General features: G+C 29.5%; 18 protein-coding genes and 1 riboswitch. Of the genes, 2 read left to right on the top strand and 16 right to left on the bottom strand.

Annotation, left to right across the window (positions count from 1 at the left end):
- Window positions 1-36 precede the first annotated feature (36 nt).
- The 11 genes from guaA to ARA56_RS10800 form a co-directional block, all read right to left on the bottom strand.
- Window positions 37-1,578 (bottom strand): glutamine-hydrolyzing GMP synthase, encoded by a 1,542-nt coding sequence (guaA, locus tag ARA56_RS10750; protein ID WP_055266547.1) that lies wholly within the window; start codon window positions 1,576-1,578, stop codon window positions 37-39.
- Window positions 1,579-1,831: 253 nt separating this feature from the next.
- Window positions 1,832-3,286 carry an IMP dehydrogenase gene (gene guaB / locus ARA56_RS10755; protein WP_055266549.1) on the bottom strand — a complete coding sequence of 485 codons (1,455 nt, stop codon included), beginning with the start codon at window positions 3,284-3,286 and terminating at the stop codon, window positions 1,832-1,834.
- Between the two features lie 102 nt (window positions 3,287-3,388).
- A riboswitch (purine riboswitch) is annotated at window positions 3,389-3,486 on the bottom strand.
- Between the two features lie 63 nt (window positions 3,487-3,549).
- Window positions 3,550-5,454, bottom strand: a complete 1,905-nt coding sequence (locus tag ARA56_RS10760) for an autotransporter outer membrane beta-barrel domain-containing protein (RefSeq protein ID WP_172675764.1) — start codon at window positions 5,452-5,454, stop codon at window positions 3,550-3,552.
- 10 nt (window positions 5,455-5,464) lie between these two features.
- On the bottom strand, window positions 5,465-6,925 hold the full coding sequence (locus ARA56_RS10765; protein WP_055266553.1) for a cellulose binding domain-containing protein: 1,461 nt from the start codon (window positions 6,923-6,925) through the stop codon (window positions 5,465-5,467).
- 13 nt (window positions 6,926-6,938) lie between these two features.
- Window positions 6,939-7,385 (bottom strand): PulJ/GspJ family protein, encoded by a 447-nt coding sequence (locus tag ARA56_RS10770; protein WP_055266555.1) that lies wholly within the window; start codon window positions 7,383-7,385, stop codon window positions 6,939-6,941.
- Window positions 7,339-8,106, bottom strand: a complete 768-nt coding sequence (pilO, locus tag ARA56_RS10775) for a type 4a pilus biogenesis protein PilO (protein ID WP_055266557.1) — start codon at window positions 8,104-8,106, stop codon at window positions 7,339-7,341. Before pilO ends, ARA56_RS10770 begins: the two co-directional genes overlap by 47 nt.
- Complete coding sequence (pilM, locus tag ARA56_RS10780) at window positions 8,087-9,835, bottom strand: pilus assembly protein PilM (RefSeq protein ID WP_055266559.1); 1,749 nt, start codon at window positions 9,833-9,835, stop codon at window positions 8,087-8,089. Before pilM ends, pilO begins: the two co-directional genes overlap by 20 nt.
- A gap of 88 nt (window positions 9,836-9,923) precedes the next feature.
- Complete coding sequence (locus ARA56_RS10785) at window positions 9,924-10,319, bottom strand: type IV pilin protein (protein ID WP_055266561.1); 396 nt, start codon at window positions 10,317-10,319, stop codon at window positions 9,924-9,926.
- Between the two features lie 372 nt (window positions 10,320-10,691).
- Window positions 10,692-11,186, bottom strand: a complete 495-nt coding sequence (locus ARA56_RS17045) for a type II secretion system protein (protein WP_055266563.1) — start codon at window positions 11,184-11,186, stop codon at window positions 10,692-10,694.
- A gap of 71 nt (window positions 11,187-11,257) precedes the next feature.
- A complete protein-coding gene (locus tag ARA56_RS10795) occupies window positions 11,258-12,460 on the bottom strand; it encodes a type II secretion system F family protein (RefSeq protein ID WP_055266565.1) in 1,203 nt (400 codons plus the stop codon).
- A 15-nt stretch (window positions 12,461-12,475) separates the two neighbouring features.
- The gene (locus tag ARA56_RS10800; protein ID WP_055266567.1) at window positions 12,476-14,155 is read right to left on the bottom strand and encodes a GspE/PulE family protein; all 1,680 of its coding nucleotides are present in this window, start codon (window positions 14,153-14,155) and stop codon (window positions 12,476-12,478) included.
- A 205-nt stretch (window positions 14,156-14,360) separates the two neighbouring features.
- On the opposite strand from ARA56_RS10800, the gene ARA56_RS10805 reads away from it, so the two are divergent.
- Window positions 14,361-15,416 (top strand): IS1595-like element ISCldi2 family transposase, encoded by a 1,056-nt coding sequence (locus ARA56_RS10805; RefSeq protein ID WP_055266570.1) that lies wholly within the window; start codon window positions 14,361-14,363, stop codon window positions 15,414-15,416.
- 104 nt (window positions 15,417-15,520) lie between these two features.
- Entirely contained in the window at window positions 15,521-15,970 is a 450-nt protein-coding gene (locus ARA56_RS10810) for a hypothetical protein (protein ID WP_055266572.1), read from the top strand.
- Window positions 15,971-16,069: 99 nt separating this feature from the next.
- Here ARA56_RS10810 and ARA56_RS10815 read toward each other — a convergent pair whose 3' ends face one another.
- The 5 genes from ARA56_RS10815 to ARA56_RS10835 all read right to left on the bottom strand — a co-directional run bounded on the left by ARA56_RS10815 (window position 16,070) and on the right by ARA56_RS10835 (window position 22,503).
- Window positions 16,070-16,828: a prepilin peptidase gene (locus tag ARA56_RS10815; RefSeq protein ID WP_055266574.1), complete on the bottom strand. Its 759-nt coding sequence runs from the start codon at window positions 16,826-16,828 to the stop codon at window positions 16,070-16,072.
- A 406-nt stretch (window positions 16,829-17,234) separates the two neighbouring features.
- Window positions 17,235-18,860 (bottom strand): chaperonin GroEL, encoded by a 1,626-nt coding sequence (groL, locus tag ARA56_RS10820; protein ID WP_055266576.1) that lies wholly within the window; start codon window positions 18,858-18,860, stop codon window positions 17,235-17,237.
- A 15-nt stretch (window positions 18,861-18,875) separates the two neighbouring features.
- Window positions 18,876-19,160 carry a co-chaperone GroES gene (groES, locus tag ARA56_RS10825; RefSeq protein WP_055266578.1) on the bottom strand — a complete coding sequence of 95 codons (285 nt, stop codon included), beginning with the start codon at window positions 19,158-19,160 and terminating at the stop codon, window positions 18,876-18,878.
- 255 nt (window positions 19,161-19,415) lie between these two features.
- Complete coding sequence (locus tag ARA56_RS10830) at window positions 19,416-20,906, bottom strand: 4Fe-4S dicluster domain-containing protein (RefSeq protein ID WP_055266580.1); 1,491 nt, start codon at window positions 20,904-20,906, stop codon at window positions 19,416-19,418.
- Window positions 20,907-21,168: 262 nt separating this feature from the next.
- Window positions 21,169-22,503, bottom strand: a complete 1,335-nt coding sequence (locus tag ARA56_RS10835) for a class II D-tagatose-bisphosphate aldolase, non-catalytic subunit (protein ID WP_055266582.1) — start codon at window positions 22,501-22,503, stop codon at window positions 21,169-21,171.

A 22,503-nucleotide genomic window follows, 5' to 3' on the forward strand; every position in this document is an offset into this window, starting at 1 on the left:
TCTTTTGTTTGATTTAAAATTTATATTTTATGTATATTATTCAAATTCAATAGTTGCTGGTGGTTTTCCTGTACAATCGTACATTACTCTGTTAACACCTTTAACTTCATTTACTATTCTAGTTGTTACCTTTCCAAGTACCTCCCATGGAAGATCTGCTGATTCTGCAGTCATGAAATCACTAGTAGTTACAGCTCTTAAAGCTATAGCATAATCATAAGTTCTTTCATCTCCCATAACCCCTACTGATCTCATATTAGTTAATGCAGCAAAGTATTGTCCTATTTCCTTATCAATTCCTGCTTTAACTATTTCTTCTCTATAGATATAGTCAGCATCTTGAACTATTCTAACTTTTTCAGCTGTTACTTCACCTATTATTCTTATTCCAAGTCCTGGTCCTGGGAATGGTTGTCTGAATACTAAATGTTCTGGAATGTTAAGTTCAAGTCCTGCTTTTCTAACTTCATCCTTAAATAATAATCTTAATGGCTCTATTATTTCTTTAAAATCAACATGGTCAGGAAGTCCTCCAACATTATGGTGAGACTTAATAACTGCTGATTCTCCAAGTCCACTTTCAATTATATCTGGGTAAATTGTACCTTGAACAAGGAAATCAACTGTACCAATCTTCTTAGCTTCTTCTTCAAATACTCTAATAAATTCTTCACCAATAATTTTTCTTTTAGTTTCTGGATCTTCTACTCCAGCAAGAGCTTCATAGAATCTTTCTTGAGCATTTACTCTTATAAAGTTTAAGTCATATTGACCTTCTGGTCCAAATATAGCTTCTACTTCATCACCTTCATTTTTTCTAAGTAGACCGTGGTCAACAAATACACAAGTTAATTGCTTACCTACGGCTTTTGATAAAAGTACTGCAGCTACAGATGAGTCAACTCCACCTGATAATGCACATAATACTTTACCATCTCCAACTTTTTCTCTAACTTCTTGTATTGTCTTTTCAACGAAAGAATCCATTGTCCAATCTCCAGAACAGTTACAGATATTCTTAACAAAGTTAGTTAACATCTTAGTACCTTCTTGAGTATGCATAACTTCTGGATGGAATTGAACTGCATAAAGGTTCTTTTCTTCACATTCCATAGCAGCTACTGGACATACTGGAGTGTGTCCTATTATATTAAAGTTTTCTGGAGCTCTTTCTATGTAGTCAGTATGACTCATCCAACATATAGTTGAAGATTCTACTCCATCAAATAATTTAGATTTATTATTTACAGCAACTTCTGTCTTACCATATTCACTTACAGGAGCAGTTGCAACACTTCCACCTAAAACATGAGCCATAAGTTGTGAACCGTAGCAGATACCAAGTACAGGTATTCCTAATTCAAATATAGCTTTATCACATAATGGAGAATCTTCTCCATAAACACTGTTAGGTCCACCAGTAAATATTATTCCCTTTGGATTCATTTCTCTTATTTTTTCAATGCTTAAATTATATGGATGAACTTCACAATAAACGTTACATTCTCTTACTCTTCTTGCTATTAATTGATTATATTGACCACCAAAGTCAAGTACTAATACTAATTCTTTATTCATTAAGAATCCCCCTAATGTATTTTTCTTTATTATCTCGTAAAATTGTACATTTTTCAACATAAATATGAACAATTACTTTATTTTTTTAAAAATAATTCGCATATATAACGTAATAAGAGAAAAAATATAAAAACTTTGTTTGTATATAAGCCTATATATCTTTTCTCCCCAATTTCAAATCTATTAATTTTAAATATAAATTATCTCTAAAACTCTATTTTAATAATTAATTAGAAACTATTAAATAGTCAAACTATTCACTTACACTGTAGTTTGGTGCTTCTTTAGTTATCTTTACATCATGTGGATGACTTTCTCTTATTCCTGAAGAAGTTTGGATAACAAAAGTTGCATTTTCATATAAGTCAACTAATGTAGGTGCTCCAAGGTAACCCATCCCTGATCTTATTCCACCCATTAATTGATATAATGTATCTGCTACATATCCTTTGTAAGCAACTCTTCCTTCAATTCCTTCCGGAACAAACTTCTTAGTTCCATTTTGGAAGTATCTATCAGATGAACCTTTCTCCATAGCCCCTAGAGAACCCATTCCTCTGTAAACTTTATATTGTCTTCCTTGATATATTTCTGTTTCACCTGGAGATTCTTCACAACCTGCAAGCATTGAACCCATCATACAAACAGATGCTCCAGCAGCTAATGCTTTAACTATGTCTCCTGAATATTTTAATCCACCGTCAGCTATTACTGGTATACCATATTTAACAGCTTCTTCAACACAATCCATAACTGCAGTTAATTGAGGTACACCAACACCTGCAACTATTCTTGTAGTACATATTGACCCAGGCCCTATACCAACCTTAACACAATCAGCACCAGCTTCTATTAAATCTTTTGTAGCTTCTGCTGTAGCTATGTTACCAGCTATTATTTGAAGTTCAGGGTATTTAGCTTTTATCTTCTTAACACCTTCAATAACACCTTTTGAATGACCGTGAGCTGTATCTAAAGTAATGACGTCTACCTGAGCTTTAACTAAAGCATCAACTCTATCCATCATATCAGCTGTTATCCCAACAGATGCTCCACAAAGAAGTCTACCTCTTGAATCCTTTGCTGCATTTGGAAACGCCCTAACCTTTTCTATATCTTTAATTGTTATAAGCCCCTTTAAGTTATTTTCATTATCAACTAAAGGTAATTTTTCAATTTTATGAGTCTTTAATATCTCTAAAGCTTGATCTAACGTTGTTCCTTCTGGAGCAGTAACTAATGGACTCTTAGTCATAACTTCTGAAACTAATCTATCATAATTTGTTTCAAATACTATGTCTCTGTTAGTTATTATTCCAACTAATTGAGTTCCTCTTGTAACAGGAACCCCAGATATTCTATATCTAGCCATTAAATCTAAAGCTTCTCTTACTGTATGATTTTCATTTAAGAAAATAGGGTCAGTTATTACACCATTTTCTTGTCTCTTAACTCTATCAACTTCTCTAGCTTGCTCTTCAATTGGCATGTTTTTATGTATAATTCCGATTCCGCCTTCTCTTGCCATAGCAATTGCCATCTTAGATTCAGTAACTGTATCCATACTAGCACTCATTAAAGGAATATTAAGAGTAATAGTTTTAGTTAACTTAGTTTTTAAACTAACTTGATTAGGTAACACTTCTGATTTATTTGGTACTAATAATACATCATCGAATGTATAAGCTGTTTTTAGTATTTTTGCCATAATCCTTCATCCCCTTAAACATTTAATTATAAAAAAAACAGACATATTATCTTCATTAAGTGAAGATAATATGCCTATGCTAAGAAATCCTTGCAAAAACAAGCTATATCAAACTTCACTTATAGTCGGAAATTTACGGCTTCCGGTAGATACTCCCCTCCATATTAGGGGGATATATAAGCAGTCTTTATTGTTCGTATTTTGTTATTGTTACTATTATAGTTTATAAGATATAGCTTGTCAATAATTGTTTTATTATGAACTTAATTTTTATAAACAGCAAATTCTACTAACTTATTTATTACATATTCATCTGGATTTATATTTTCATTTGAATTTAAAGTTATAGAATTGCTTGTTAAATCTCCAACTATATACACACAGCTTTTATTTTGATTTGTCAATGAAATACTATTACTTTTACCATTATTATAATTAACATCTCCATTTACAATAAAGATGCTATTATTTAATGTTCCATCCAAACTATGTATCTTTGCGTATCCATTAATAAAAAAAGGACTATTTATCAAATTAATACTCATACTATTTGTATCTATATATCCATTCACTACTATCATACTATCACTAGTATTACCTATACTAATATTATTTGCATATATACCTTCCTGAATCAAAGCACTTTCTTCTTTTAATTTTATTTCAACACTCCCTCTATCATTAAACTTCATCTCTTTTATAGCCACACTAGATTCCGATGCATCTATAGAAATATTGTTTTGTGCTTTAATATAACCATCTATACGCACTTGGCTTTTATTGTACACTTTTAAATTTGTATAATTCCCCTGTGATACAATATTACCTACAATATAAATCTTATCACTTGATTTTAAATCTATATCATTTTTATTAGTTGCATTAATATTCCCATTTATCTTGATAACATTCTTTGAATTACCTTTCTCCTTTTCAAGCGACATATTAATAGATATACTTCCGGAGTATATATCCCCATTTCTAATAATAATATTATTATTTTTATACATAAATATATCTAAATTATTATTTGACTTCATTCCTCCATTTAAATCAATTACATTATCATGATTCATAGTTATGGATATTTGATTAGCAGTAGATTCAATACTATTGCCAGTTATATTATAGCTACTGTCAATATTTAAAATACTTGATTCCATATTTACTATTATTGAATTACTTGTTCTTATATAACCATTTACATTTACCTCACCATTAGTAATAATAAGATCTAATTGACCTGTGCTTTCTATATTACCATTAATAATCAACTTGCTATTATTCATCTCAACATATAATTTTCTATTATCCAATATATCTCCATCAACAATCAATTCACTATTATTTAAGGTAATGTATAATTCTTTACCATTACAATCTATATCTTCATAAATAATTTTATTTTCATGATTTAAATTTATAGTCACAATATTATAATCATTGTAATCAACTTTATATTTTTCTAAGTTTTGCTGATTTATATAAATATTATTTTTAATTATATCTTCTACTTTATACCTATCTAAAAATTTATCTATACTATCATCTTTTATATTAAATTGTATTTCAGATAAACTTGAATCTTTCTTTACACTTCCATCTCCCCACTCATTACTATAGGTACCCCCAATAACTATTTTTTCAGATTCGCTTTTATTTAATCCACCTAATATTAAATTCCCTTTTATATTAAGAAAATTAATAGGATTAATTACTACTTCTTCATTTTTCCCACTTTCTCCATTAATATTAACAGTAATAACTTGATTTACTTCCTTAGATGAACTTCCTTGATTTTCAGTAGCTTTACTATAAATAGTGTACTTATACTGCCTTAAAACTCCAGCATCTAAAATTGTATCTCTAGTTATTTTTTTAGTTACCTTAATTCCATTAAATGCAGTAATACCACTATCTATTTCAGCTAACTCACTAGGAAGCAATGATATATCTTTTTGATTCTTAGCATGATTTATATCTTCTGTTAATTCTTTCAAGAAAATATTCAGCCCTGATTTAGCCGCTAACTCTAAATCAATTATTTGACTATGCTCTTCATTATACTTTGTAGTAGAAACAACAGCAGAAGATACCACTGTTCCTAATACCATTAAGATAGATGTAATCGCTATTACATAAACTAATACTGATCCTCTCTTTTTCATATCTTCTCCTTTACGAACAAGTTGTTTTAACATTTTCTATTTTATCTACTCCGCCTGCACAACTTCCAGTTATCTCAATACCTCCACCTTTTGCTATAGCCCCATTCCAATGTTGATTTTTTATTTTATACCTTCCATCAGCTACCTTTTCAACTATACCAGCCCAACACTCTATAATTTCTTTTTCAACATCAAATTCAATTTGCCACGATGAAATATCTTTATCAGTATTATTAGTTATTAGTATTTTATACTTAGCTCCATTATCCCAGGAATGAGTTATAGAAAAATCAACACTTAAAGGTTGACTATAATAATTTATCATTTCCTGTAATTTATCTTTTGTTCTATTAAGTATCTCTTGAGATGTAAGTGTATTCGTAAAAATCACTTCTGACTTATTATGAAACTTAATAGAATTTGCGTATATTAAACTATCTTCCATTCTTAGATTAATATCATTTTTTTCAAATTCAACATTTCCAGTAGCAATTATTATTGTATTATTAAGTAATATATTATCATTATTTTTTTCCCCTATATGAATATCTCCATTAACAAATATAATTTTGAATCCATTATATCCTTGGTATGTCTTATGATTCTTTATATTCCATGACTCAGTTATTATAAGTTCTTCTTTATTTAAATTATCTAAACCTAATTTATCTATCCCATTCTGAAAAATCTTTTCAGCTCCCACCTTAAAATGCTCTTTATTTCCGGATGTACTTCCATATCCCAAAGTTCCATTACCTTTAACTTCAACATGTGTACTATTTGATTGAAATTCCATTTCTCCGCTTATAGTTAAATAATGTTCTCCTAGCTTGTCCAAAAGATCTTTTTCTTCCTCTGAATCTTCCTTACCACCTTCTGGTATTTCCGGTGTAACTTCAGATGATTCATCTCCAAATTCAATCTTAATATCACTTGCAACATTTAAGTTTAGTGTTACTATATAATTTTCTCCGCTACTTTGATTTCCTTTTATAACATTATTAAAGTTTATATTTACAACTTTATCTTCTATATTTGAATTTAATGCAAAGTTACTTGCTACATTTCCCTGGATTGTATTTATAAGTATTTTTTCTTCCTTAAAAGTATTGTCGTTATTAAGTTTCACTTCTACAAATTTATTAGTATTATTAGCTGAATCTTCTACAACTTCAATATATACTATTTTTTCATCAACTTTATCTAAATATAATAATTCCTTCGCACTTTTGCTATTATAAGAATTAATCGCATCAGTTGTCCTAATTTTAATTTTAGAAGCCGTCAATGCTTCACCTTCTATCTTCATAATTGCATTTCTAACTTCATCTTGTATAGCTGATTTGTTATCAGTTCTATTTAATATTTTGTAACCTTGAATAAATACTGATCCTACCATAGTAGTAACTAATACCGTTATTGACAATGTAACCATCAATTCTATAAGAGTAAAACCATTCTTTTTCTTCACTTTATCCCACCCCTTATTTACTAACTATTAAAATCTTTGTTTCTTCTATATTTTTATTTTGCATAGTTGCAATTACCTTATATAGTCCATCTGACTGCAGCTCTGATTTTATATTCATACTGTATTTACCTGTTGAACTATAGTCCTTATTTACTATTCTTCTTTGCATTTCATTTACGTTACTAAATTCAATAGTTTTTTCAACTATATACTCTGATACATCAGCCATTTTCTCATCAAATACTAATAATGCAGATTTTAAATAATTATTTGTTTCTAATATTTTATCTGCTCTACTTTCAATTTTAACTGTATTTATCATTAATCCACTTATAGCTACAAATAAAATAGAAAGGATGGCCATAGCAGCCATTATTTCTACTAGTGTCATCCCTTTCTTCTTGTCAATATTTTTAGTTAAAGGAGTCTTCTCTGCCGTAAATTCCATCATTGAACTCATAGTTTTCTTTCTCCTCATAATTTAAATTATAGAAATTAGCTGTGATGCTTGCGTTTAGTTTTTTATCTTCGCCTTTACTTAAAGATATATTTGAAACATCTGCTATTCTTGAATAATTTTCTATTTTTTTTATAAAAGACATAATATCTTTATGTAACCCTGATACTGATATGCTTACAACTTGTTTACTTACAGCTTGCTCCGGTGCTACTTCTGTAGTTTGCGTATTACCCCCTTCAAGTCCTCTATCAATTTCTGTTACAACACCATTTTCATCAGTTTTAACTTCATCTTTTTTAGCAATCTCATCTTCCCCAACTTGACCTTCTGAAAATCCTAATGAAAATAACTCTACATTAGTATCTCTTACAAAATATCTTATATCATAAGCTACTTGTGCTAATTCTGGTGTTTTAGGTAGCTTTACTAATGCATTTTCATATAAAACTTGTAGTTCTTCAGCCTTTTCTTCTAATATTTTATTTTCTTGTGGTAATCTTTTTACTCTAGCAACTTCTGCATTAAGCTGATCTAACCTCATTAAATTATTTGTATAGATTTCCAACTGAGGTAGTATAGCAAATCTTAACGATAAAACAACAGAAACTATTATTGTAGTAGATGCTAAAATTATCTTATCTTTTTTACTTTGTGCTTTTAACCACTCAACAACTTTATTTTGTCTTTTAGGTTGTTCAAGGCTATTTAGCTCCTGTTCCATCTTTGTTTACCCCCTCAATTGAAATCGAAAAATTGTAACTTAAAGTAGTATTGGTATTATTTGAACTCCCTATTCCATTTGTACTTTGGGCATTGCTAGCTGATGAACCTGATAAAGTTATATTTTCTTCATTTGTTCCCTTACCTACATTTGAATATGTATTTTCTTCTACTATTTTCTTTGAATCCTCTTCTACCTTCGTAACTGATGTAACTTCATTATTACCTGAGGAAGCTATACTTCTTAAATTCGTAGTTACAACAATTTTCTCTATAGGCGTTATATTGATAATCTTCGCATTAGAAAACTCATCACTCATTTGAAGGTTTGCTAAAAACTCTGGTATTGAGTAATAAGTAGTTGACTCTCCACTTATACTAATTGAACCTGAATCAGAAAAAGACATACTATTAAAGGTTATCTCTTTTGGCACATAACTATTTAACTTTGATATTATTACAGAAGTTTTAGTAGCATTATCCCCTACACATTCAATTCTATTTATAAAACTCTCTACTCTCGCATTGTTTGTCTTTAGCTCAGTATTTTTTTGAACTATTTCTGTATACTTAGCAACTTCAGCCTCTAATCCAGATATATCTTTACTTATAATCTTATTCATAATAAAGAATGGTATTGACGCTGCCGCCATTACACAAATTACTAATGTTGTTGCTCTTAATAATGACCTGTCCAGATTTTCTTTATTCTCTTCTTTATTAATAACTATTGGATTTAGATTAAGTAATTTTTTATCATTTCCTCTTAACAATAATCCATAACAAGGCATAAAAGTCGTAAATCTTTCATTAAACCTTACCTTTAAATTTAAATCAGATGATTGATTTACTGCTACACAAGGAAGCTCAAAATATTTTTCAAAATATCTTTCTATTCCTTCAATAGTGTTATTAACAGATATAATAACTAAATTGCTTATCGGTCTATTAGTTCTATCAGAATTATAGAATCTAATAATATTATTAATGTTGCTTAATAAAGCTTCAAAGCTTATTTTTGATTTTTGAGAATAATCAAGTACGTTATCAACTGTAGTAGCTGCTACTTCATCATAAGTTTCATAAAATATATTGTTTATTCCATAAGGAATATTCTTTTCAAATTTTAAAGCCTTATCTTCAACTATACTAAGTATAGAACTGTCAGCCCCTAAATAAATTATACCTGTTGATTCCTCAGTAACTAAATACTTACTACTTTTTAAATTTCTAACTAAACTATTTGATAAAGTATCAATTACATCTAACTCTTTATCTATTTTATCTGCTATTTTAACAAACTCATTAATCTTTTCTCTACCTGCTGCAACAAGTACAATTTTATAAGCCTTCTTTTCCTTAGTATTTATCTTTTCAACTATTTCATAATCCATATAATAATCATCAATTTCAGGTATAAATTGATTAAACTCGAAATGAACAGCTTGTCTTAATGCATCTTCCTTAAGAATGGGAACCTCAATATATCTTGTAATTATATCTGAACCAGCTAAAACAAAAGATACATTTTTAACATCTCTTGCATTAACATCTAAATACTCATTTAGTTTATGTACTAATCTATCTATGTCTAATATGTTACCATCACTATAAATACCATCATCTAAATCTATAGATGTTGATTCAAATATTTTATTCTTATTAGCAATAAGAATATTTATAGCTGAATCTGTAATTTGTATAGCTAACTTTTTATTATTTACACCCACTTTTTTACCTCCTCAATTATATTAAGTTAATATAACATTTAAAAATTATATAAATTTAACCTATATAACTTTTAAATATATACTACAATTAGTCATCACTTTTCTTATACGAATTTTCCCCAGTCCATTCAACTATTTTTCTATCCTTAAGCTTAATTTTATTTAAAGCGTCTTGGTCAGCACTTATTGCTAATAATGTATTGATACTAATATCATCCTGAAGATAGTCTAACCTTCCTTCATAATCAGAAAACACATTATTATTAACTAAATTACCTAATTTAATATCACTACCAATTTCTATATTACTAGATATAGAATATTGAATTACATCTCTTGATTGAGTTATTACATTGACTTTATTAGCCCTATCAACATATCCATTTATTATCGCTGTAGTTATAGCCAATAATATTACTACAATACTAACAACAGCCATTAATTCAATTAAAGTAAATCCTTTTTTATACTTTTTTATAATCATAATACACCTTTTTTAACTTACTTTTAATAATAAGAACCTATTAAAATTCAGAGATAAACTACTTCAATATGTATATTACTTAACTATATAATTTACATTCTTAAAATTTGTAATTTTACGATTCACCTAAGTACTGTCTATCAAATACCTTTAAATTAGTTGATAAAGTAAATTTACTTTTAATCTTATTTTTTATCCTAATAACCCTTAAAATTTTATTATGAAATCAGAAACTCAATACCCAACTGAATCTTATCAAGTATAAAACACTTAATCGCTATATTTTTATACTATAAAAACCTCAAGAATCACCTATCAAAATATCAATTATAAAGCTGTCTTATGACAGCTTTATAATTTTACTACTTATAGTTATTTTATATTAGTAACAGGGTATTTTGCTTGTTCTGAACCTTCTTCTCCTACTAATTCAGTATGTGCTGCAACTCTTAATTCTTTATATCTAGCAAATACACCATCTGGATATATTTTCAAATTCTTTATTGCATCAGAGTCAAAATTTATTGCTTTAGCCTCTGCTAATGTCATATTTCCTAATTTACTTATAGCATTTAAATCTAATATATCTGTTCCAACAATAGAAGGAAGTGCTGATACTAATGTAGTAGATATTGGTAACTCACCTGAATCAGTTAATGTTTCTATTAACGGATTTTCAGATGTAGCATTATAAGATTCTACTGCATTTACAACAGTTCTAGCTTGAGTAACTATTGCTGATTTCTTAGATCTGTTAATATATCCAGATACAGTTGGTACAAGTACTGCTGCTAATATTGCTACTATAGCAATAACAGCCATAAGTTCGATTAATGTAAATCCTTTTTTCTTTTTGTTTAATTTCATTTTTATTTCCTCCATTTTATGTATTATTTATTATATATAAAGGTCTATCCCTATATATCTTTATTTAACTATTAAACTGCTCCCATTACCTGGAACATTGGCATTGCTAGTGATATTACTACGAAGCCAACTATAAATGCTAAAAACACTATCATTACCGGCTCTATTAAAGCTGTTAATTTCTTGATAGCAAATTCTGCTTCTATCTCATAGTATTCTGAAGTTTTCTTTAGTATATCGTCTATACTTCCCGTTTCTTCCCCGACCTTCATCATTTGAGTCATCATCTTAGGAAATATCTTTCTTGTTTCTAAAGAATCACCTATGCCCTGTCCTTTTTGAATCATGTAGTTACATTCTTCAATCATTTTTTTAATATATCTATTATCAACAGCATTACCTGCTATTTCTAACCCATTCATAACACTCATTCCCCCTTGTACCAAAAGTGCAAAGGTTCTTGCAAATCTTGCCGTGAATATCTGTTGTGTTATTGGTGATAACTTTTTGTTAGTTACCAAAAATCTATCTTTTTCATATTGAACTTTTGGATTTGTATCTATTAAAGTTAATTTAATAATATATAAACCAATTGCTACTACCGTTAATAATAAGAAATTATTTTTAATAAAATCACTTATTGCTATTAGCGCTTGAGTTGGTAATGGTAGCTCTTGTCCTGCTGATAAAATCGAATCAACAAATGTTGGAACTACAAAGGTTACCAGACCTATAACTATACATATTGAAAAAGCTAATAGGAACTTTGGATAAGTTAATGCCGCATCAATAGTTTTCTTTTGTCTATGTTGCTTATCATAATACTCAGCCATTTCCCCCATTATTTGATCAATATTCCCTGTAGCTTCTCCTACTTCAACCATAGCTGTTAGCATATAAGGAATTTCTTTATGTTGTCCTAATACTTCTGAAAGAGCTGACCCCTTTTGAATTTCCTCATATACATTAGTTAAAATACTCTTTAGTTTTTTATGTTCTATCTGATCTTTTATCATTCCAATAGCTCTAAGAATAGGTATTCCGGCAGCTAGTCCAAAATGTAACTGCCTGCAAAATATAGCTAAGTCTTGGTAAGGTATATTCTTTTTAAAATTAAACTCTATATTCATGCTTGCAGTCTCTTCTTTTATAGAATTAATAAATATGCCTTTTCCTCTAAGAGATTCCCTAGCTGCGTTTATATTTAAATATTCAGCTTTACCTTTTTCCACAGATCCATTTAATGTTTTTCCTTCATAAACATATATGGGCATACACTAATACTCCTTTTAATCCCCTAATAAAGTTACTCGTAATAATTCTTCAACAGTAGAATTACCATTTAAGACTACATTTATTGCAGACATATTTAAGGTATTCATACCATTTGCTAAGGCTGCCTTTGTAATTTCTTCTACTGATCTATCTGCATTAATAAGTTCTCTTATTTGTTTATTTATTTCTAATATTTCATATATCCCAACTCTTCCTTTATATCCACTATTAGAACATCTAACGCATCCATTTTTTCTATATAAAGTTAAAAAACTATCCTTTGGTATATTTAAAACCTTCTTCTCATACTCACTAGCTTCATAAGCTTCTTTGCAATGAGGACAAAGCTTCCTCATAAGTCTTTGTGCAACTATTCCAACTAAAGACGATGAAAGTAAATAAGATGCTATTCCCATATCCTTTAATCTAACTATAGACGATGCTGCATCATTAGTATGTATAGTACTCAAAACTAAGTGTCCTGTAATAGCTGCTCTTACTGCAATTTCAGCAGTTTCAGCATCTCTTATTTCTCCAAGCATCACTATATCTGGATCTTGTCTTAATATTGATCTTAATCCTGATGCAAATGTTAAGCCTGCTTTTGTATTAACATTTACTTGGTTTATTCCATCAATAGAAAATTCTACTGGGTCTTCAACTGTAATAATATTTGTATATTCTTTATTCAAATCTCTTAATAAAGAATATAGAGTTGTTGATTTACCTGAACCTGTAGGACCTGTAACAAGCATTATTCCATGAGGCTTTGTAGATATCCTTTTAAGTTTTTCAAGGTCATCTTTACTAAATCCTAAAGTTTCCTTATCTACATTTAATGCACTTTTATCAAGTATTCTTATAACAACCTTTTCTCCATTTACAGTAGGAAGTACAGAAACCCTCATATCAACATTTTGATTATCTACCTTTGTAAATATTCTTCCATCTTGAGGTATTCTTCTTTCTGCAATATCCATGTTACCCATAATTTTTATTCTGGTAATAATACCTGCTAAAGGTTCCTTCGGAGAGTCAAATTGTTTTCTAAGTTCTCCATCAATTCTATATCTTACAGCTATTCTATGTTCAAAAGGCTCAATATGAATATCACTAGCCTTACTTCTAACTGCATTTTCTATAATGGAATCCACAAGCTTTACTGCTGGTGCATTTTTAAGCTTTAATTCAAACTCTTCTTGTTCTTCGTTCTTATCAGTTTTTTCTTGAAGCCTATATTCCTCTGCTGTCTTTTGCATATAATCTTCAGAATAATATTTAGAAATAGCAACCTTAATTTCTTCTTTAGAGCTTAACGCTAATTTAACTGAATATCCTGATGCAATACGCACATCCTCTTCTGCTAATATATTTAATGGATCATTAGTTAAAACTAATAATTCTCCTTCAACAAATTGAATAGGTAATACATTATATTTTCTTGATAATGCTTCTGGAATAACTTTTACTGCGTCTTTATCAACAGCAACCGACTCTAAAAAAAGTCTTCTTATTCCAAGTTGATCTTCTAAAGCTTTTAGCAAATTATCTTCGGTAACAAATTCTTTTTCTATAAGAATTTCTCCAAGCTTTCTACCTAGTTTTTTCTGTTCTGTCAAGGCATTTCCTAATTCTTCTTTACTTATATATCCACTTTGAACTAGTATATCTCCTAATCTCTTTTTATGATACATTTCTCTTCCTTTCGTAAATACATAAATTTATATATTTAATATCAATATTAAATTACTTATATGTTTTACTTTGTTAAACACTTATTTTAAATACAACTACTTCTTAAAATAAATTGGCTTTGTTTTAATAAACTGTTGAAATTTGATTAACCTCTATAAATATGGTTATTATATATTATATAACTACTATTTAGGAGGTTTTTTTATGCCAAGAGTTAATAATGTTATTAAACAAGTTTCACAATTAAATACACATGAGCAAGGTAAGGTATTTGAATTTTTGAAGACTGTATTGATGTCAAATGGATTTACTAACTCTATAGATAAAGAAATCGCTGAAAATAGATTTAATAAGGGGAAGTGCTGTCCTTTTTGTAATCATGACAAAATATCTAAGTATGGAAAATATCATGGTAAAAATGGAGTTAAACAAAGGTATAAATGCCAAAATCCAGAGTGTAAAAAAACTTTCAATGACTTTTATAAATCACCAGTTTCAAGTAGTAAAAAGGGATTAGATAAATGGTTACTATATGCCCAATGTATGGTAAACGGCAACACTATTAGGCAATGTGCCGAAATTGTTGAGATTAATATTGCAACAGCTTTCTTTTGGAGACATAAAATTATAGACGCTATTAGAAAATTTATTGGCTACGGCTCTCTTGAGGGTGTTATTGAACTCGATGAGACATACTTTGCCCTTAGCTATAAAGGGAATCATAGCAAAAGTTCTAATTTTACTATGCCAAGGGAGTCAAGAAAACGTGGCAAAGAAATAAATACAAGAGGTATATCAAAGGAATTTGCCTGTGTTTTATGTGGTGTGGATAGATTAGGTAATATCTATACAGGATTAATATGCAATGGTAGACCTAAATATAGCGATATAGACAGAGCTTTATCAGAAGTTGTTGAGGAGAATTCTATATTATGTACAGATAAACATAGGAGTTATATCCCCTTTGCTACTCAACATAATTTTGAGTTACATCAAATTAGAGGTGGAAGAAAAGCTGTGGATATTTATAATATTCAAAGAGTTAATGCCTTTCATAGTAGCCTAAAAAGATGGATAAAGAAATTTAATGGTGTTTCAACCAAGTTCCTAACAAACTACCTATTTTGGTATAAATGGACCCAATTATTTAAAACAGAAATGGAAAGGAATAAACCTAAAAAGTTCTTTATTCATGCTAATTCAACACATTCTATATCTTTAATAAAGGATTTTAAGATTAGAAGACCAATATATGTATAAAAGGTAAAATTTGTTTTAATTTTACTATTTTTAGTGTACAATAAATGTAATGATTTCTGAACAAATGTATTATATTGTTTATTAAATGAAATAAGGAGGCTTTTATGAAGAAAGTTATATGGTCAATAATTTTAACTATATTGCTAATTGGGTTAGTAGGTTGTCAAATAAAAACAGAAGATAATACACACAAAGATAGTTTAAGTGTTGAAATAATTGCTACTAATGATGCTAACTCTTATAAGGGAATGCCAATAACATTAAAACCTAAAGCTATAGGAGAATATGATAAGGAAATCCAATATCATTGGATACTGAAAAGTGATGATGATGTTGAAGGGTTTATTGTTCCAGAGAAGGGTCCTCAAAAGGAAATAATTAATTCAGGTGAACCAGTTGAACTTGGTTTATTTAAAGAAGTTTCTTGGGTTGAGGGAACAGTTATAGAATTTAAAGTTGAATTGCAAATAGAAGATAAAGAAACATCTAAGATTATTGCAACTAATAAAATTACAATTGAAAATAATCAAGGTACTTATAGTATAAAACAATAACATTATTTTATATATTTATTGAACAATTTTAATATATTGCAATCCAAAAAGGATGTCCAGATGGACATCCTTTTATGTTATACTAATTTCAACATGATTTTAAAACAAAGCCAATAAATTTAAATATAGCTCTATAAGTTGTGTTGAATATAACATTGCTATCATTCCACCGATAGCCAGATATGGCCCAAATGCCATTTCCGATTTTCTATCCTTAAGCTTTAGAACCATTATAAATACAGCTATAACCCCTCCAAATATGAAGGCTAAAAATAAAGTAACCACTATTCCTTTAATACCTAGAAATAATCCACATATAAGTGCTATATCTATATCGCCTTCACCCATTCCTCCAGTTAAAGCAACTATAGCCCATATAATGCCAAAACCAACTGCAGCTCCTACAATATTTGTCCAAAGAATATTTTTAGTAATTATCCATTCAGCTAATAAAAAAACAATTCCGCTTATTACTCCAAAGATAACTGTTGAATTAAATACGTATTTTGTATCAAAATCTATAAATCCAATAACTATCATAAGTGAAGCAAACACTGCAAACTTAAACAGTTCAAAACTAAATCCGTAGTTTAAATAAATTACTACATATAATAAAGCATTTAACAGTTCTATTAGTGGATATCTAATACTTATCTTTTCTTTGCAGCTTCTACATTTCCCACCTAAAAAAGCATAGCTTAATACTGGAACTAAATCTTTAGGTTTAAGCTCATACCCACAGCTTGTACAGTGAGATGGTGGAAAGGAAATAGACTCCTCTCTAGCAATTCTATATATACATACATTTAAAAAACTTCCTATACAAAGCCCAAATAATACGACAAAAAATAACTCCAATATTTATCACCATTTTCATTTATATTATACCTTTCCATTAATTCACCTAAAATTATACACGAAAAAAAATGATACTTCCACGTAAACTTTATATTTGTCGATAATTTCTATTAATACTATTTTTTATCGCTCTATTTATATCTTTATTAAAATTTGCATTAAACTCACATTTTATTAATACTTTTACTTAACTCTTTCAAATAAAAAAAGAAACTGCATTAATTAACCATACTCTGTCAAATAAACAGAGTAGTTAATAAAGCAGTTTCTTTATCAACTCTAGCAATTAATTATTCTCCAATTAATCATCAAATAATCTTTAACGATTATTAAATTAATTCATAATTGCATTGATACTAATGTTTAGTTATCTCAAATTAATTGCTAATTATTCTTTTTAATTATTTTAGTACATTCCGTCCATTCCGCCCATTCCTGGTGCTGGCATTGCAGGTTCTTTTGCTGGAATGTCAACAACTGCAGCTTCAGTTGTTAAGAATGTAGATGCTACTGATGCAGCATTTTGAAGTGCTGATCTTGTAACCTTAGTTGGATCAACGATACCAGCTTTAATCATGTTTACATATTCTCCATGTAAAGCATCATATCCAATTCCATTTTCGCTATTCTTAACTTTATCTACTATAACAGAAGCTTCATCTCCTGCATTTGTAGCTATTTGTCTCATTGGCTCTTCTAAAGCTCTTAATATTATATTTATACCAACTTGAGTATCTGCAACATCTGAAGTTAATTCAGCTACCTTGTTAATTATGCTAACATAAGCTGTTCCTCCACCAGATACTATACCTTCTTCAACAGCTGCTTTTGTTGCTGCTAAAGCATCTTCTATTCTAAGCTTTCTTTCTTTTAATTCTGTCTCTGTAGCTGCACCAACTTTAATTACAGCAACTCCACCAGCAAGCTTAGCTAATCTTTCTTGTAACTTTTCTCTATCAAACTCAGAAGTTGTTTCTTCTATTTGAGTTCTTATTTGATGAATTCTTTCTTTTATAGTTTCTTTACTTCCTCTACCATTTACTACAGTAGTGTTTTCTTTAGTCACTTTAACACTTTCTGCTTGACCAAGCATATCTAAAGTAACTTCTTTTAAATCTCTTCCTAATTCTTCAGATATAACTTCTCCACCAGTAAGTATAGCTATATCTTGAAGCATTTCTTTTCTTCTATCTCCGAATCCAGGAGCTTTAACAGCTACACAATTGAAAGTTCCTCTTAACTTATTAACTACTAATGTAGTCATAGCTTCCCCTTCAATATCTTCAGCTATAATTAATAACTTTCTTCCTGATTGAACTATTTGCTCTAATATTGGAAGTATTTCTTGTATATTAGAAATCTTCTTATCAGTTATTAAGATAAGTGGATTATCTAAAACAGCTTCCATTTTTTCTGTATCAGTTACCATGTAAGCTGATACATATCCTCTATCAAATTGCATACCTTCAACTACTTCTAGTTCAGTACCCATTGATTTAGATTCTTCTACAGTTATAACGCCCTCGTTACCTACTGTTTCCATAGCATCTGCTATAAGATTACCTATTTCATCATCTGCAGCTGATATAGCAGCAACTCTAGCTATATCTTCTTTACCATTTACAGGCTTAGAACTATTTTTAATTTCTTCTACTGCAACATCAACAGCTTTTTTTATACCATTTCTAAGTAATATTGGATTTGCTCCTGCAGTTACGTTCTTTAACCCTTCTCTTATAATAGCTTGAGCTAAAAGAGTAGCTGTAGTTGTACCATCCCCTGCAACATCGTTAGTTTTAGTTGCAACTTCTTTAACTAATTGAGCTCCCATATTTTCATATGGATCTTCTAATTCTATTTCTCTTGCAATTGATACACCATCGTTAGTTATAAGTGGTGAACCAAATTTTTTATCTAATACTACATTTCTTCCTTTAGGTCCTAAAGTAACCTTTACTGTATCAGCTAGCTTATCAACACCAGCTTGCATAGCTCTTCTTGCTTCTTCTCCAAATTGAATCATCTTTGCCATCTCTCAAAAACCTCCCTATTCAACTATAGCTAAAATATCATCTTGTTTTAATATTGTGTATTCTTCTCCATCAACCTTAACTTCTGTTCCTGCATATTTAGAATATAATACTTTATCTCCAACTTTAACTTCCATTTCTATTCTCTTACCTTCATGAATAGCTCCTGGTCCTACAGCCATAACTTCAGCTTCTTGTGGTCTTTCTTTCGCTGTACCTGATAAAACTATTCCACTCTTTGTTGTAGTTTCAGCTTCTAATTTTTTAATTACTACTCTATCACCTAATGGTTTTATATTCATCTTATTTCCTCCTAAAAATATACTTTTATTTTTAGCACTCACCATTATTGAGTGCTAACAACTTATATTTATAATATATCTTTTTAGTCTAAATCTTTCAACAACTACTTTTTATATTATTACCTTAATATGGTTAAATATTACCAATTAGAACTATTTATTTTATTATAACTCATTTTTTCATTCATTCTTATAACTTTTCAACCTATTACAAAAATATAAGAGGAACTGAAATTTTCAATTCCTCTTATGTTACTATTCTCTCTCAAGATTTATATCTTCAAACTCACTTAATGTACTATTCTTAAGAACAGCCTTAATTGTAGTTCTATTATTAATCTTAGTAAAAGCTCCTCTTGCTCTAAGTGGTGGCACTATTGTTCCAGCACCATTTATACATCCACCTTCACACATCATACCTTCTATAAAATTACCTTGTAATTTGCCCATTTTAGCAAGATTCATGGTTTTCTTACAATCTAATCCTGAAACTTGAACTGGTTTAAATTCTGCCTTACATCCACTATCAGATACATAGTTTTGTATAGCTGCTGTAAGTCCTCCAGCCATACCAAATCCTCTTCCAAATACTGAAGCATCATTAACATTTTCGTCTTCCATATCAAAAGGATTTACATCAAAGGCTTCAAATAAAGCTAATAACTCTTCAAATGTTAATACATAATCTACTGCCTCACTTACTCCTAATCTAACTGCTTCTCCTTTTTTAGCCGTGCATGGTCCAATAAATACTACCTTAGCATCTGGTTCTTTGCTCTTAATATATCTTGCAGTTGCTACCATAGGAGATACTGTTTTTGATATTCTATCTTTTTCACTTGGATTTGTCTTTTCTATAAAGCTTAGAAATCCTGGACAGCAAGAGTTAGTCATATACTTATCTCCTCTTTCCATTCTTTCTACAAATTCATTACTTTCATGAACTGTAACAGCATCAGCCCCTAAAGCTGCTTCAACCATATCTTCAAATCCTAAAGCTTTAAAAGCATTTCTTATCTTACCATAATTCATAGTTGGTCCAAATTGCCCTGTTATAGCTGGTGCTACTACTGCATACATCTTTCTATGTCTTCCCAGTCTCTTAGCAACAGGAACTATTAAACTCTTATCTGATATAGCTCCAAAAGGACATGATCTCATACAAGATCCACAGTTTACACATATCTCTTCCTTTATAATAGCTCTTCTATCTTCTTCATTTATATCTAAAGCACCTGTAGGACATGACTTCTTACATGGTCTCATAACTTCGGATATAGCATCATAAGGGCACTCCCTTTTACACATACCACATTCTTTACATAATTCTTGATTTATATATGCTCTTCCTGCAACTATATTTATCGCCCCAAAATTACAAGCTTCTTTACATCTATGAGCAAGACAGTTTCTACAAGAATCTGTAACATTAAATTTATCTATTGGACACCTATCACAAGCTGCTTCAATAATATATATAATTTGTTCATCCGGTCTTATGTCTATAAGTTCTGTGTCAAAATTATCCCCGTTTGCAAGGTAACCTGCAGCAAGCTTAGCTCTTTCTAGAACAATTGCTCTTTCTTTATATACACAACATCTATACTGTGCCTTATCACCTTTAATAACTTCATAAGGAACTTTTTCGATACTTTCTAAGGATATTTCATTCTTTTTGGCAAGTTTCGCTACTTCAGTTAATACTTCATGCTTAAGCTTTTTTAATTGGGTTTCAAACTGAAACATATAATCACTCCCTCTCATAAACCTTGTTAATTTTATTATACAATATTTCCCTGTTTATTTCTATTTTTTGAATTTTCTGATAACTTTTGCAGTTGTCGAAATCATTGTAAATAATAACTTATAAATCACAACTTATTATTTTTAAAATAAAAAATGGCAAGTTAAAGTTAAAATACTACACAGCTTCTTGATTTTTTTTAATCTAATTTAGCTGATTTAACTAATTAACTTGCCATCTATTACATTTAATTTATTCTTAAATTTAATTCATCTGTAACACTTTATGATTCTCAACAGCATAAATATAGTCATCTATATATTCACCTATTCTATCTTTAAGTAGATTTTCTACTGTTAACTCCATTTTTCCGCTTCTAATCTTCTTATATTGATTATGCATATATTGACTTACTAAAGTTAATGGAATATCAACTTGTTTTAAATTTTCTATCATTTTCTCTAAACTATAGTTAACTTCTTCTATCGGTAAGTAATATCTACATCTATCGGACAAACCATATATTCTATCAAATTTTATCTTTTCTTGAGTACCAGAGTAATGATTTTTCCAGTATCCATTATTCTTTACCATATTAAATTCTAATATTTCTCTAAACTTTGAAAGTTCAATATTAGCATTATATTTTAATAGTTCATTTTCCATTAAGTTTAATTCAAATGCTGCTTCTCTAAATCCGTAAGTTAATGCAGGTCCAACCTTTAAAATAATAAATCCATCTTCAACCATCTCATTTAAAGCTTCATCCGTTTGATAATCTGTTGAATGAGCTTCAAATACTAATTCTGGATAATCTTTTAAAGCTTCTGATAATTCTCTTGCTTTCTCTCTATCATATTTCCATACTTGCTCGCTACCAAACTCAACTCCTGGTTGGACAACAACTCCAACAACATATTGCCAAGCATCACCTACTCCATGACTTTCAAAGGCATTTTTAAATGTCTCTATTGTATTAACTAAGTTTTCTACCTTAGTTACTGCTATTCCTTCTTCCTCTTCTTCATCAGCTTGAGCTCCTCCAGGTATCGGTACTTCACTGCCTATAACATACACAGGATGTACACTTTCTGGCTTTTCATTTAAAAGTTCAGTATAAGAATCTTCTGCCACTTTACATAACGTTGCAGCTCTTTCTGCAATTAAATCATCTCCAAATACACCATTTTCAAAATCACCGATTATTGGCATGCTTGTATCTATATGAATTTTTGTAAATCCAGCTAATACATATTCTCTAATTAATGTTTTAGAGTTTTCCATAGCTTTTTCTTCACCTAATTTAGTCCATGTTAATGGTCCTAAATGATCCCCACCTAATATAATTCTATCCACAGGAAAATTATTTTCTTCAGCTAAATTGTGAATATATTTCATAAAATCTTTAGGAGTCATTCCTGTATATCCCCCAAATTGATCAACTTGATTTGCTGTAGATTCTATTAATAAGTGCATATCTTTATCTCTTAATCTATCCATAGCTGCCTCTATAACATACTTATTAGAAGAACACACTGAAAATATTCCTGCTTTTTCTCCACTTTTATACTTTGAAACTAATTCTTTAATAGGATGCAT

The sequence above is a fragment of the Clostridium disporicum genome (genome assembly GCF_001405015.1).
Lineage (GTDB): Bacteria > Bacillota > Clostridia > Clostridiales > Clostridiaceae > Clostridium > Clostridium disporicum_B.